The 13,558-nt window shown below is 44.9% G+C and carries 10 protein-coding genes; 3 read left to right on the top strand and 7 right to left on the bottom strand.

Annotated elements, in window-relative coordinates; genetic code table 11:
- Positions 1–107 precede the first annotated feature (107 nt).
- The 3 genes from I2I33_RS06080 (at position 108) to I2I33_RS06090 (ending at position 5,449) form a co-directional block, all read left to right on the top strand.
- Positions 108–1,112: a DUF4837 family protein gene (locus I2I33_RS06080; protein WP_087420946.1), complete on the top strand. Its 1,005-nt coding sequence runs from the start codon at positions 108–110 to the stop codon at positions 1,110–1,112.
- 3 nt (positions 1,113–1,115) lie between these two features.
- Positions 1,116–2,273 carry an exo-beta-N-acetylmuramidase NamZ domain-containing protein gene (locus tag I2I33_RS06085; protein WP_087420947.1) on the top strand — a complete coding sequence of 386 codons (1,158 nt, stop codon included), beginning with the start codon at positions 1,116–1,118 and terminating at the stop codon, positions 2,271–2,273.
- A gap of 95 nt (positions 2,274–2,368) precedes the next feature.
- On the top strand, positions 2,369–5,449 hold the full coding sequence (locus I2I33_RS06090) for an AsmA-like C-terminal region-containing protein (protein WP_087420948.1): 3,081 nt from the start codon (positions 2,369–2,371) through the stop codon (positions 5,447–5,449).
- A 62-nt stretch (positions 5,450–5,511) separates the two neighbouring features.
- Here I2I33_RS06090 and I2I33_RS06095 read toward each other — a convergent pair whose 3' ends face one another.
- The 7 genes from I2I33_RS06095 to I2I33_RS06125 all read right to left on the bottom strand — a co-directional run bounded on the left by I2I33_RS06095 (position 5,512) and on the right by I2I33_RS06125 (position 13,426).
- Positions 5,512–6,690: an AIR synthase related protein gene (locus I2I33_RS06095; RefSeq protein WP_087420949.1), complete on the bottom strand. Its 1,179-nt coding sequence runs from the start codon at positions 6,688–6,690 to the stop codon at positions 5,512–5,514.
- 144 nt (positions 6,691–6,834) lie between these two features.
- Complete coding sequence (locus tag I2I33_RS06100; protein WP_087420950.1) at positions 6,835–7,551, bottom strand: LytR/AlgR family response regulator transcription factor; 717 nt, start codon at positions 7,549–7,551, stop codon at positions 6,835–6,837.
- A gap of 11 nt (positions 7,552–7,562) precedes the next feature.
- Positions 7,563–8,627, bottom strand: a complete 1,065-nt coding sequence (locus I2I33_RS06105; RefSeq protein WP_087420951.1) for a sensor histidine kinase — start codon at positions 8,625–8,627, stop codon at positions 7,563–7,565.
- Between the two features lie 131 nt (positions 8,628–8,758).
- Positions 8,759–9,979, bottom strand: coding sequence for an ABC transporter permease (locus tag I2I33_RS06110; RefSeq protein ID WP_087420952.1), 1,221 nt, complete (start codon positions 9,977–9,979; stop codon positions 8,759–8,761).
- A 155-nt stretch (positions 9,980–10,134) separates the two neighbouring features.
- A complete protein-coding gene (locus I2I33_RS06115) occupies positions 10,135–10,878 on the bottom strand; it encodes an ABC transporter ATP-binding protein (RefSeq protein WP_087420953.1) in 744 nt (247 codons plus the stop codon).
- Positions 10,879–10,899: 21 nt separating this feature from the next.
- Positions 10,900–12,069: an efflux RND transporter periplasmic adaptor subunit gene (locus I2I33_RS06120; RefSeq protein WP_087420954.1), complete on the bottom strand. Its 1,170-nt coding sequence runs from the start codon at positions 12,067–12,069 to the stop codon at positions 10,900–10,902.
- A gap of 25 nt (positions 12,070–12,094) precedes the next feature.
- Positions 12,095–13,426, bottom strand: a complete 1,332-nt coding sequence (locus tag I2I33_RS06125) for a TolC family protein (RefSeq protein ID WP_087420955.1) — start codon at positions 13,424–13,426, stop codon at positions 12,095–12,097.
- Positions 13,427–13,558 lie beyond the last annotated feature (132 nt).

Here is a 13,558-nt window from a genome sequence, read left to right on the forward strand (position 1 = left end):
TGCTGTGTTTTTGATTATATATATCGTTAGGAAGGGGTTTAATTAATATTGTATTGAGAGTGAGATTCATTTTCAATTTTCAATTTTCAACTTTCAATTCTATTATTATGAAGAATATTGTATTTGTTTTCGTGATGGTTTTAATGTTAGGTTCTTGTAAGGATGCCACGAAGAACCTGATGCCTGCCGTGACAGGAAAAATCAATCAGGTATTGATTATTGCCGAGAAGAACATGTGGGATGGTCCTGTGGGTGACACGATCCGGGAATTCTTTGGACAGGAACAGGATGGTTTGCCACAGGCAGAACCGATTTTTGATGTGCTTAACTTGCCGGAGAGGTATTTTGATAAGAATATGAAGGGACACCGTAACGTGTTGCAAGTCGTGATTTCTCCTTCTATTGACTCTGCTTACGTGCAGTATGCAGATAGCCCGTGGGCCAAAACACAGAAGTATATAAAGATTGCAGCCCCGGATAGGAAAACGTTTTTCAAGTTGTTTGATGAGAATAAGTTAAGAATTCTTGGTATCTATGCTAAGGCTGAGCGTGATCGGCTAATATCGGTTTATAAGCGAACCGCGGATACCCGGATCTTTAATTTGTTCAAGAAGAAGTATAATATATTGTTGTATTGTCCTACAGGATATTACGTGAATAAGGATACGACTGATTTCGTGTGGATGTCAAGTGAAACGACCAAGAACAGTAAAGGTATTATATTCTTTACTGAAAAGTACGAGCATGAAAGCCAGTTTAATTATGCCATTATTTTTGATCGGGTGAACGAGGAGTTGAAGAAACATATTCCCGGCCCGCGTGAGGGATCGTATATGGCACTGGATTTGGAGATCCCTTATACTGCAGTGCAATATAAATATAACGGGCATTATGCCGTGTTGTTCCGTGGCCTGTGGACGGTGGTGAATGATTTCATGGCGGGGCCGTATGAGCTGAACGTGGTGCTGGACGAGGAACATCAGCGAGTGATCTATATGATGGGATACGTGTACTATCCGAACGAGGAGAAACGGGATATGATGAAACAAGTAGATGCTATCCTGAATACCATGGTGATTGATTATAAAGATAAGGAAGAGAAGACGAAGTAATCGATGAGATATTTAATATTATTTTTGGTGATAGCATCCGCGTGTACGGATGCTATTTCCGTGAATGTACGAGACGGGATAGAACGTTTTGAGGTTTACCGGAATCTGTTGACAGGAAAACGAGTTGGAATCGTGGCAAACCACACTTCCCGGGTAGACACGGTGCATAGTGTGGACTTCCTGTTGGGAAAAGGTATTCACGTGGCACGAATTTTTTGTCCCGAACATGGATTTCGGGGTACGGCTGATGCCGGGGAGACCGTGGGGGATTATATTGATGCCGGGAGTGGTTTGAAGGTGGTGTCCCTGTACGGGAAAAAAAAGAAACCCCAGCCGGAGGATCTGTCGGGAATTGACGTGATGATTTTTGATATGCAGGACGTGGGAGTACGTTTCTATACTTATCTGTCCACGTTGCATTACGTGATGGAGGCTTGTGCGGAACAGAACATTCCCTTGATCGTGATGGACCGTCCTAATCCGAATGCTTTTTACGTGGATGGCCCGGTCCTGCAGAAAGAGTTTAAGTCTTTTGTCGGGATGCACCCGGTTCCGGTCGTGTACGGGATGACGATAGGTGAATATGCCGGAATGATTAACGGGGAAGGTTGGTTGAAAGATAGCGTGACCTGTGATCTGACCGTGATCCCTTGCGAGGGATGGAGTCGGGAACAACCCGTGGCGTTACCTTATGCCCCGTCTCCGAATTTGCCGGATTCTGTTTCCATCATGCTTTACCCGTCAACTTGTTTTTTTGAAGGAACAGCGATCAACGAGGGACGAGGGACGCTACGTCCGTTTCAGGTATTCGGGCATCCGAGCTTGAAAGGTATGCCCTATTCTTACGAGCCTCGTCCGATTAAGGGAATGAGTATGCAGCCCAAATGCAAGGGACAAACTTGTTACGGCATGGATTTGCAGGGAGAATACCACACTATTTTAAAGATGAAACGTCTGAATCTGGCTTGGTTATTGCTGGCTTATCAAGAGTATAAAGGCAAGGAACCCTTCTTTAATGCTTTGTTCAACAAGCTGGTGGGAAATGATAGAGTGCAGCACCAACTGAAGGATGGAGCAACGGAAGAAGAGATTCGTGCCGGATGGAAGGATGAGGTTGCCGAGTTTATGAAGGTGAGAGAAAAGTATCTGATTTATGATTAAAAATGTTGGTTAGCGGGAGGAAATCACTTAATCTAAAATCATAAATCAAGAAATTGATAGGATCTAAAATTTAAAATTATAAATCAAGAAATGTCATGTGGCGTTTATTAAAGTATTTCTTTATTTCACTATTAGTATTGGTGATATTAGTGTGTGCTTCGATAGGCATCGTGTTGAATTTTATCTTTACCCCGGAGAAGTTGACTCCTATCGTGGAGAAAAGTGCCAATGAGTTTTTGAATGCGGAAGTACATTTTGACGCGATCGAGTTAACCTTTTTCTCGACTTTCCCGGAATTCGGGCTTGAAATGCGAAATGGTAGCGTGGTGACGAAAGTCTTTCAGGATTCGTTGAAACAGGAGAATGTTTATACCGCTACTGATTCATTGATGAGTTTCAAGCGTTGTCGGCTGATCGTGAACCCGATGGCTTATCTGTCTCGAAAGGAAGTTATCGTGAAAGAATTGCGTTTGGAAGAACCGCAGATTTACGCTTATATTGACACGAACGGGGTTCCCGGTTGGAATGTAATGCGGGAGTCTGCAGAACAGGATTCCGTGGTCATGGTGGAGACGGATACGATTCAAGAAAAATTGATTGAAAGTATTGATATTCGTAACATTCGTATTGAGGGAGGAAAACTCGTGTTTGATGATCGTGCGAATGAACTTTATGCCCGATTGGAGGGGTTCGGTTTGAAAATCGATGGAAATTTTATGGAGCGGAAGGCGGACTTGCAGTTGGATGTGAAAGCAAAGAATATTCTTTTCTGGCAAGAAGGTAATTTACTCGTAAAACGCTTGCGGTTTGCTTTGCAAACAGGAATGCGTCTGGATCGAGATTCAATGCTTTACGTGTTGGATAAAGCTGTTATGAGGGTGAATAGAATGAAATTCGGGGTAGGAGGACGTTTACAGGCAGATACATTGAATCGTTTGTTGGACGTGGACCTGACCTTTGGGATAAAAGTTCCTTCTTTGAAAACCCTGCTTGACCTTGTTCCGGAAACAGTATTAAAACATGATGAAAATGTGACGGTATCGGGAGAGGTGTTATGCCGGGGAACGTTGAAGGGGAAATATGGAAAGGATCGAGTTCCCGTGCTGGATGCTCGTTTCAAAATAAATGAAGGCTCCGTGAAATACGCGGGGATGCCTTATTCGTTGGATAAATTGGATATTGACTTGGAAGGTGTCGTTGATTTACAGAAAGAACAACCTTCGTTCTTGAAATTAAACCGGTTTTGCGTGAAGGGAACAGATGTGGATGTTGATTTAAATGGCCGGGTGGATCAATTACTTTCCAATCCTTTGATTACCGCAAGCGTGAAGGCGGATGTTGATTTCTCTATATTACCCAAAATATTCCCGATACAAGAGGGGGTGACATTGACGGGAAGTTTGAATGCAGGGTTAAAAGGAAATGTTTTATTGGCTGACATAAAGAATAAAAACTATGGAAAACTGGATATTCGAGGAGGGTGTCAATTAAAGAATGTTTTGTTAGCCAGCGAAAAGGATAGTTTGAGATTACGTTCAAAATCTGTGATATTGGGATTCGGAACCAATATGGAAGATAAGACTATCTTGCAGGAAAAGAACCTGTTGAATGGAATCTTTGGTTTTGATAGTGTCGATATACAGTGGAAGAATGCTTTAACCTTTCACATGGATACTTCTTACGTGAAGGTAAAAACTTCTCCCTTGCGGGATACCACGGCTGTTGCCTCTATGTCGGCAGACATTCGTTTCGGATGGATTGACTTGGTGATGGGTGACTCCCTGCGGTTCCGGATGGGAAATAGCACGGCTAATTTTGCCTTGGCTCCCTCTCCGGAAGATAAAAAGCTCCCGTTAGTAAAAGCGAAGGTCAATATGGATAGTTTACGGATAAGAGCTAGAGGGAATCGTTTACGACTGGCGAATGCCGGATTTGACCTTTCGGGGGTTCCGGACCGGAAAAATAAACGTCAATGGCTCGCCAGTGGGGTGGTCGGCTTTAAGGATATGCGGGTATACACCCCCTTGTTTCCTCTGCGGATGCGTATGCCGGGGACGAAGATTACTTTAAGTCCCGGACATATTAAATTGAATGGTGCAAAGTTGAAGATGGGACGTTCTGATCTTTTGTTAACCGGGGAAGTGTACAATCTGGCGGGTGCATTTTTGCGGCAGGAGGATTTGAAAGCTAATTTGAAGGTGAGATCGAATATGATTAATTGCAATCAATTGATGAAAGCCATGGAAGTTGGGGCTGCCAATCGAATGAACATGAAGTGGGGGACAGAAGAGGAATTAAGTGAGGATGAATTGTCTGATGTGGATTTAGCGGCTGATTCCACGTACGTGGCTGACTCTACCATGTCTGTTTTTGTTGTTCCTCCCGGTGTTGATTTCACGTTTGAAACGAATATTAAGAAGGTGTTGTATGGAAAGTTGGAATTGGATAGTATTCACGGGAAAGTGGTGATGCAAAATCAATGTATCGAGTTATCGGATTTGAGTATGCGTTCCATGGCGGCAGATGTGAAGACCACGATGTTGTACAAGGCTTCCGGGAAAGAGAAAGCGTATACCGGTTTCGATTTACGAATGGATGATATTGACGTGGGGGCGTTGATTAATTTTATGCCATCTTTGGATTCGATCGTCCCGATGCTGCGCTCTTTCGATGGGCTGGTAGATTTCCATATGGCGGCGGAGACAGATCTGGATTCTACAATGATGGTTGATTTACCGACCTTGAGGGCTGTGGCTTACATTGATGGTAAGGATTTGGTGTTGATGGACGGGGAGACGTTCTCGGAGATTTCCAAAATGTTGATGTTTAAAAACAAGGAGCGTAATCTGATTGATAGCGTGGCCGTGGACTTCCGCATCAAGGATGGTATGATTGAAGTGTTCCCCTTCCTAGTGGAGGTGGATCGTTACAAGGTGGCCGTGGGTGGAGAACATAAGATCGACATGACTTTTAATTACCATATTTCCGTGTTAAAATCACCTGTACCCTTCAAATTGGGAGTAGACATTTACGGGTCGATGGAGAAGATGAAATTCAAGATTACGAAGGCTAAATACAAGAACCTGTTTATCCCTTCCAAACGGGCGAAGGTGGATAGCGCCCAGATTAATGTACGTAATCAAATTCGACGAATATTGCAATCTGCGAGGGAATGATAAAAGGATGCCTGCAGGCATCCTTTTTTTTATATATAGGTTTTAAGAATCAAACCCACGGTTCAGTATATGAACTTCCCGAGTTCGCTGATTATCGTGAGCTTATTACCTTTTCCCTCATCGTTATCGTAGCAACGACCAACGATTTGGGCATCGATGTTAAAGCTTTTGGAAATGGTGATGATGTCATCTGCAATCTCTTCGTCCACGTAGATTTCCATACGGTGACCCATGTTGAATACCTTGTACATTTCGTCCCACGGGGTTCCCGATTGTTCCTGAATTAATTTGAACAGGGGAGGAACAGGGAACATATTGTCCTTCACGATGTGCATGTTCTCCACGAAATTCATCACTTTGGTTTGGGCCCCACCGGAGCAGTGTACCATACCGTGAACTTGTTTCCGGTACTTGTCAAGCACCTGCTTGATTACCGGGATATACGTACGGGTCGGAGACAATACCAGTTTCCCGGCATCAATGCCCAATCCGGCAATTTCGTCTGTCAGTTTACATTTTCCGGAGTAAACGAGTTCTTCCGGCACGGAGTTGTCATAGCTTTCCGGGTATTTCTTCGCCAAATACTTGGCAAATACGTCGTGACGGGCAGAAGTTAGCCCGTTGGACCCCATCCCACCGTTGTATTCTGTTTCGTAAGAGGCTTGCCCGTATGACGAAAGTCCTACAATTACATCTCCCGCCTTGATACGGTCGTTAGAAATCACGTCCGAACGTTTCATCCGGCAAGTCACCGTGGAGTCCACGATAATGGTTCTCACAAGATCCCCCACGTCTGCGGTTTCGCCTCCGGTAGAGTAAATGTTTACTCCCAATTTCCGGTATTCCTCGATCAGCTCTTCCGTTCCGTTGATGATGGCCGCAATAACTTCTCCCGGTATCAGTTTCTTGTTTCTTCCGATCGTGGAAGAGAGTAGGATATTATCCACGGCACCCACGCAGAGCAAGTCGTCGATGTTCATGATCAAGGCGTCTTGCGCGATACCTTTCCACACGGATAAGTCTCCGGTTTCTTTCCAGTACATGTAGGCGAGTGAAGATTTGGTTCCGGCCCCGTCGGCGTGCATGATGTTGCAGTAGCTTTTCTGGCCTCCGAGATAATCGGGGATGATTTTGCAGAAAGCTTTCGGGAAAATACCTTTGTCGATATTTTTTATGGCGTTATGCACATCTTCTTTGGATGCGGACACTCCTCGCTGGTTATATCTTTCGTCTTTTCTCATGGCAATTGAAAATTGAAAATTGAAAATTGAAAATGAAATGTTTTCATGAATTTCTCATTTTCAAGAATTCAAATTTTCCTAATACTAATTCTATTTATCTGTTCGCAAAGGTAGATATAATTTTCAATTTTCAATTTTCAATTTTCAATTAATTGCTCGTTTATCCAGCAATTCCATGAAACGTTCCTTGTAAGAATCGGAAATGGGGATATAGAGTTTTCCGAACACGATTCGGTTCCGTTCGATGGTTTTAATTTTGTTGATATTGACAATATAAGAACGGTGAACCCGGATGAATATATCACCGGGAAGATGGTCTTCGATACTTTTCATGCTCATCAGCGTGAGAATACCACCCTCCTTGTCCTCGGTTTGGATACGAATGTAATCTTTTAGACCCTCGATGTAAAGAATGTCTTTCAACTGGATCTGGATCAATTTGTAATCGCTTTTCACGAAAATGGAATCCGGCACGTTGGCGGAAACGTTCTCCGCCCGGCTCATCTCGATCCAACGTAAGGCTTTCGTGGCAGCCCGGAGAAATTCCGTGTAGTTGAACGGTTTCAGCAGGTAGTCTAACGCATCAACCCGAAAGCCTTCCAGTGCGTATTGTTCGAAAGCGGTGGTAAAGATGATTTTCACTTTGTTGCCCACGAGACGGGATAATTCAAGCCCGTTGAGTTCGGGCATCTGAATATCTAGAAAAACCAGATCTATTGGTTCTTCCTCTATGACGGAAAGCGCTTTCACGGCACTATCACATTGTGCGACCAGGTGTAGGAATGGTGTCCGGCTCACGTAGCTCTCTAGCAAATCCAAGGCTAACGGTTCATCATCCACGATGAGGCAATTCAGAGTCATGTCCTTTCATTTTAAAGTTGAATAAGCAATTCCGTGATAAATCGGTTGTTAAGGGTTTCAGCCTTAAAGATATATTTTCCGGGATAGAGTAACTCCAGACGGCGTTTTAAGTTGGTTAACCCGATTCCGGAGCCACTCCGGTCGTTGTCTTTTTTAGGATAGTTACTGTTTTCCACGAGACAGTTGATCCGGTTATTCCCCTGCAATTCGAACTTAATGTTTATAAATGATTCCTGCGTGCTACTGACTCCGTGTTTGAACGCGTTTTCGATCAGCGGGATAAACAAGAGCGGGGCGATCATGATTCCGTTGCCTCTTTCCGGGATGGAAACTTCCAGCCGAGTACTTTTAGGTAAGCGGAGACTCATTAGCTCGATATAGCTTTTCATGAACTCGAATTCTTTATCTACCGACACGAAATGCTGGTTATTCTCGTATAGGACGTGACGGAGCATACGACTGAGATCATGGACGGCATACTGGGCCTTGTCCTGGTTGATAGCGATGAGCGAGTAGATATTGTTCAAGGTATTGAATAAGAAGTGCGGGTTCAACTGGCTTTTCAAGTTTTGAAGTTCCGCCTCGGCCTGAGCTTTTTTTAGTTCTTGTTTCTCGTTCTCGGTTTCATACCATCCCCCGGTCATTTTGATTGCCACGCTGAGGGCGACGGTCAATGCCATGAGCATCATGTCCCGGGCGATAAACACGTACCGGGGCGGTTTAGGTAAGGACTCTTGTAACTCTTTCAATGCCTTCGGAACGGGTTCAGATAAATGTTTCCGGTGAAAGTCCTGCCAGAAATGAAGGCTGGCTCCCAGGAGCATCACGAGAACGATGTTACTTAGAATAAATGTTGATACTTTTCTACGGAAAAGCTGTCGTTCGATCAGCCAGAGAAAATTCGTGTAGAATATGATCAGGCAGCTTAACGGGACGAAACAATATCCCAAATATCTGTTTAGGGTAATTGAAACACCTTCTCCGCGATAGAAGAAAAAGGGAAGGGCAAAGAATATTCCCCATCCAAGCACGTGGATGGCTCCCGTTAATATCTTCTTGTTCCGTGTCTTTTGCATTATATCGTCTTTCTCCACTTGCAAAGGTATAAAAAAAGTTACAGGGTTGCAAGTTACAAGTTTATGGAAGAAGTTCTGTCGAACCGGTAACTTGAAAACTTGCAACCGTAACTGCCGGGTTTCCCGGCAATCTATTCGTATCGTATAGCATCGATTGGGTTTAACTGGGATGCCTTTTGTGCCGGATACCAGCCAAAGAATATTCCGGTAACCGTGCAGACCAGGAAGGAAAGCACGACAGAATACATCTGGATGTATATGGGCCAGCCGATAGCGTATTTAATAATAAGTGATGAACCGATTCCAAGAACTACCCCGATAATACCTCCCGTGACGCTGATAATGACCGCCTCGATAAGGAATTGGAATAGAATGTGTCGTCCTTTTGCCCCGATGGACATGCGAAGGCCGATTTCCCGGGTTCGTTCGGTGACGGATACATACATGATGTTCATGATTCCGATTCCGCCGACAAGTAATGATATTCCGGCGATACAGGCCAACAGGACGGTCATCAAGTCGGTTGTCGTACTCATCATGGAGCTGAGTTCTTCTTGCGAGCGCACGTGGAAATCGTCTTCATCTCCAGTAGCTATTTTATGGTTTTGGCGTAAAATGGCGGATATTTCCTCGATAGCCTCTTCCGAATCGTCTTCCGTGACGGCCGAGGCGAATATTCCTTGAATGTAGGTGATGGCCAACAGACGTTTCTGTATAGTGGTATAGGGGGCGATAATCATATCATCCTGATCCTGTCCCATGGAGTTATATCCTTTGGGAGTCAATACCCCGATGATGCGAAAGGGGGTTTTGTTGAACCGGATGGTCTTTCCCAGTGGTTCTTCTCCCTTCGTGAATAGGTTGTCGACGACGGTTTGTCCCACGATACATACTTTTGCGGAAGTTTTGATGTCGTGATCCGTGAACATCTCACCTTCCCCCACGCTGAACTTCCGGATGTCAAGATAATCCTGGTTTACTCCGTAGATGGTTGTCGGGGCATTATTGGCTCCGTATATAACCTGACCGCTTGAATTCACGGAAGGGGTGCATTTGTCGATCAAGTCCACGTCACGAACGATCGCCTCGTAATCTTCCAGTTTCAGCGTCTGCATACTGCTGGCACTTTGACGGACTCCCCCGAACTTCCCGTTTCCGGGATGGATCATGATCATGTTGGAACCCATCTCTGATATTTGGTCACGAATGCTACGTTTGGAGCCTTGCCCGATTGCCAGCATGGAAATCACGGACCCCACTCCGATAATGATTCCCAACATAGTCAGGAATCCCCGGAATTTGTTGTTTGCCAAGGCTCGTAAAGCGATTCGTATTAAATTTGCGTAGTTCATGTGTTAATTTTAGATTTATGATCCTATTAATTTCTTGATTTATGATTTTAGATCCTATCGATTAAGTGATTTAATGATTTTCGATTAAGTGATTTTAATCACCCAATCATCGAATCGGCAATCACGAAATCTTTTTCATTCTAAACTCTGAATTTTTAATCGTTCTCCTTGGGTAGCGCATCCAATACTTCTTTAGCCGATGCTACATTTTGGTTAATTGTGTCTTCCGTGATGTGGCCGTCCCGCAGAACGATGTTGCGACTGCTGAACTGGGCGATTTCGGGATTATGAGTCACGAATATAATGGTTCTTCCTTCCGCATGAAGGCGTTGAAAAAGCGTGAGGATCTCGAATGAAGTACGAGTATCCAAGTTTCCCGTGGCCTCGTCGGCAAGTAGGATTACCGGGTCATTCACGATAGCCCGTGCGATTGCTACACGTTGTTGCTGTCCGCCGGACATCTGGTTGGAACGATGGTTGATACGGTCACTCAGTCCCACTGCATTCAAGGCATTCATGGCTTTCTCCCGACGTTCGCGGGAAGAAAAGGCCGGGTTGTAAAGTAACGGTAATTCCACGTTCTCCAAGGCGGTCGTTTTGGGTAATAGATTGTAGGACTGGAACACGAAACCGATTTTGCGGTTTCTCAACGTGGCCCGGTCATTTTTTCCCATGTCTCTGGCCGCGATACCATCGAGGTAATAGTCCCCCGAGGTGGGAGTGTCGAGGCATCCGAGGATATTGAGCAGGGTGGATTTCCCGGAACCACTCGTACCCATTATCGTCACGAACTCTCCGGCACGGATCGAGAATGATATACCGCGCAAAGCATGAACGGTTTCCGATCCCACCTTAAAATCCCTCCTCAGGTTTTCTATTTTTATAATATCATTTGTCATGAGTTCAATCTTATACGGTAACTATTTTTTCTTTTGTCCCGGACGTGGCGGCATGAACGGATTGGATTCCTCGCTGCCTCCTTGGGGTGCCACGTTCTTACTGCGTTGAATTCCCACGATCAAACGAGCGCCTTCCGGTAGACCGTCTTTCACTTCCGAGTATATTCCGTCGCTGACTCCAACTTTGATTACTTTAGGAACGATACCTTCTGCCGTTTGTAACCAAACGACTTTTTCACCTCTTCCCGCTTGCGGGGCTTGTGCGGTTTGTGGGTCTTCCGGGTTGGTCTCCGGGGTAAAGCGGAAAGCTTTCAACGGGGCCAGTAGAATGTTGTCCTTCTCCATCGTGTAGACCGTGATGTTGGCGGTCAATCCCGGTTTCAGTTTCAATTCCGGATTCGGGGCATCAATAACCACCTCGTAAGTGACCACGTTGGATTCTGTTGTCGGGTTTAGACGAACTTGAGTCACGTCGCCCTCGAACGTGTCATCCGGGAAAGCGTCAACCGTGAACGTCACGCGTTGTCCTTCGAGTACCTGACCGATGTCAGCCTCGTCCACGTCAGCGATCACTTGCATCTTGCGCAAATCGTTAGCGATGGTGAACATGGTCGGGGTTTCGAAACTAGCGGCAACTGTTTGTCCCTCTTCCACTTCTCTAGATAGAACAACCCCGTCAATCGGTGAGGTGATCGTTGCGTAATCGAGGTTTGATTGGGCCTTTACCATCGTGGCTTGTGCTTTCTCGTAAGCTTGTTGTGCTTTCTCGTATTGATATAATGCCTCCTCGTATTCTGTTTCGCTAATCAAGTTCTTTTCGTGTAACTGGCGTAGACGTTTGAAGTTTTTATCTTGATACTCGAATTCGCTTTTGCTTGATTTCAAGTTTGCCATTTCCGATTTCAACTCGGCTTCCAGTAGCTTCCTGTCGAGTTCGGCAAGTAATTGTCCTTTTGTCACGACGGAATTGTAGTCCACGTAAATGTGTGAAATCGTTCCGGAAACCTGGGTACCCACGTCTACTTTGGTGATTGGTTCTATCGTTCCCGTGGCGGTCACCGTGTTGTTGATGGATCCTTTTTTTAGTTCGACCGTTTCGTACGTCGTCACTTTCTTATCTCCCGAGCGGAAGAAGAAAAAGGCCCCGACAATAACGGCTATGACGATGATTATGGTAACAATCTTTTTCATGTTGTTCTATAATTAATATTTTACATTAGATTTCGATAGGTTGATTTCGATAGAAGTTGAGCAGTTTGAGTGACAGAATCGCCTCGAACTTTGCTTGAATTTGTTCCTGCAAGGCAGAAAGATAATTGTTCTTTTCCGTGAGTAGTTCCACCGTGTTTTTCATACCGGCGTCGAATTGGGCTTGAACGAGGTTGTAACTCATCGTGGCCGATTTCACGCTGTTCGTGGCAGCGACATACCTGCTTTGTGCGGAGATCACGTTCTGGTGGAGAGTCTCTACCGTTTTCCACAGTTCCTTGCGTGTATTCAGTTCTTCCAGAAGGGCTGTTTCCGTTTGTAATTTTGCTTTTTCAACGGCAGATTTGATCTGGCGATTTTTAGAAATGGGGATACTGATGTTGATCCCCACGTTCTCGTTTAATCGATTATTTAGTTGTTTTGAAAAAGAGTGGTCTGATTCCGAGTCATGGTTCGTGGCCACGGATGCGCTGAGCGAGATGCTGGGCAAGCGATCTCCTGCCGCGATCTTTTCTTCCAGCTGTGCCGATTCCACGTTCAACTGACTGTTTTTCATTTCCGGCATGGTTTCTAGGGCGATCTGGTAAACTTCCAAGAGGGAAGGTGCGGGGGTGAGTACCTGCGTGTCCTCCAGTTCCGGGAAATAGACATCGAAACTATCTGTCGGTTCCAGTTCTAACAATTGTTTTAATTGCAATTTGTTCAAAGTGAGCGTGTTTTCAGCCATCGTCACGTTGTACTGATCGTTGCTGTACTGTGCCTCAATCTGGGCATAATCACTGGCAGCAATTGAACCGGCGGCCAGTAATTCTTTGGAACGTGCCAGCTGGGCGGCAGAAGTTTCCAACGTTTGACGGTTGGTTTTTAGCGATTCGTTTGCGTAAAGTATTTGCAGGTAGGCTTCGGTGACGGCAATTTCGATGTCATTTTCGGCCATGTTTACCTGATACTCCTGTGCCGTGTTCGTGATTTGCTGTTGACGGATGGAACGGGTTAATTTACCTCCATTATAGATTGTCAGTCCGCCGTTCAAGGTGTAACTGCCCGTGTAGGCGCTTTGAGATTTGAATTTGCCATCTGTCTGTTCTGTTTTCTGGTGTCCCCAGCCTTGAGAACTACTAAATGTCAACGAGGGGAAAAGCTGGGCTTTCGCCTGTAACAAATCCACGCTAGCGCTTTGTTGCGTTACTTTTGCCGATTGCACCTGAATGTTGTTTTTCCGGGCATAATCGATACAATCCTTCAAATTCCAGGAAGAAGTGGGCTTTTCCTGAGAAAAGCCCACTAAGGACGGAATGATTATAAAAAGGATGGTTGCAATGTTCGTTTGTATATTCATCTTGTTTTCTTTTTTTGCTTTTTACAAAGATATAAGGTGTTGAAAATGAATACAATTAATTTAGATATTGAGAGATTTTTTCCCGATGAATGAGTGTTTTTTGTCGACGAGGGATGTTGTTTTTAGGTTGGA

This window comes from Butyricimonas sp. BSD2780061689_150309_C8 (genome assembly GCF_015560935.1).
Lineage (GTDB): Bacteria > Bacteroidota > Bacteroidia > Bacteroidales > Marinifilaceae > Butyricimonas > Butyricimonas paravirosa.

What these genes read in the sequence shown, in the direction of transcription:
- I2I33_RS06110 (WP_087420952.1), bottom strand. Translation starts at nt 9,979, where the DNA reads ATGAACTACGCAAATTTAATACGAATCGCTTTACGAGCCTTGGCAAAC.
- I2I33_RS06095 (WP_087420949.1), bottom strand. Translation starts at nt 6,690, where the DNA reads ATGAGAAAAGACGAAAGATATAACCAGCGAGGAGTGTCCGCATCCAAA.
- I2I33_RS06090 (WP_087420948.1), top strand. Translation starts at nt 2,369, where the DNA reads ATGTGGCGTTTATTAAAGTATTTCTTTATTTCACTATTAGTATTGGTG.
- I2I33_RS06125 (WP_087420955.1), bottom strand. Translation starts at nt 13,426, where the DNA reads ATGAATATACAAACGAACATTGCAACCATCCTTTTTATAATCATTCCG.
- I2I33_RS06120 (WP_087420954.1), bottom strand. Translation starts at nt 12,069, where the DNA reads ATGAAAAAGATTGTTACCATAATCATCGTCATAGCCGTTATTGTCGGG.
- I2I33_RS06105 (WP_087420951.1), bottom strand. Translation starts at nt 8,627, where the DNA reads ATGCAAAAGACACGGAACAAGAAGATATTAACGGGAGCCATCCACGTG.
- I2I33_RS06080 (WP_087420946.1), top strand. Translation starts at nt 108, where the DNA reads ATGAAGAATATTGTATTTGTTTTCGTGATGGTTTTAATGTTAGGTTCT.
- I2I33_RS06100 (WP_087420950.1), bottom strand. Translation starts at nt 7,551, where the DNA reads ATGACTCTGAATTGCCTCATCGTGGATGATGAACCGTTAGCCTTGGAT.
- I2I33_RS06085 (WP_087420947.1), top strand. Translation starts at nt 1,116, where the DNA reads ATGAGATATTTAATATTATTTTTGGTGATAGCATCCGCGTGTACGGAT.
- I2I33_RS06115 (WP_087420953.1), bottom strand. Translation starts at nt 10,878, where the DNA reads ATGACAAATGATATTATAAAAATAGAAAACCTGAGGAGGGATTTTAAG.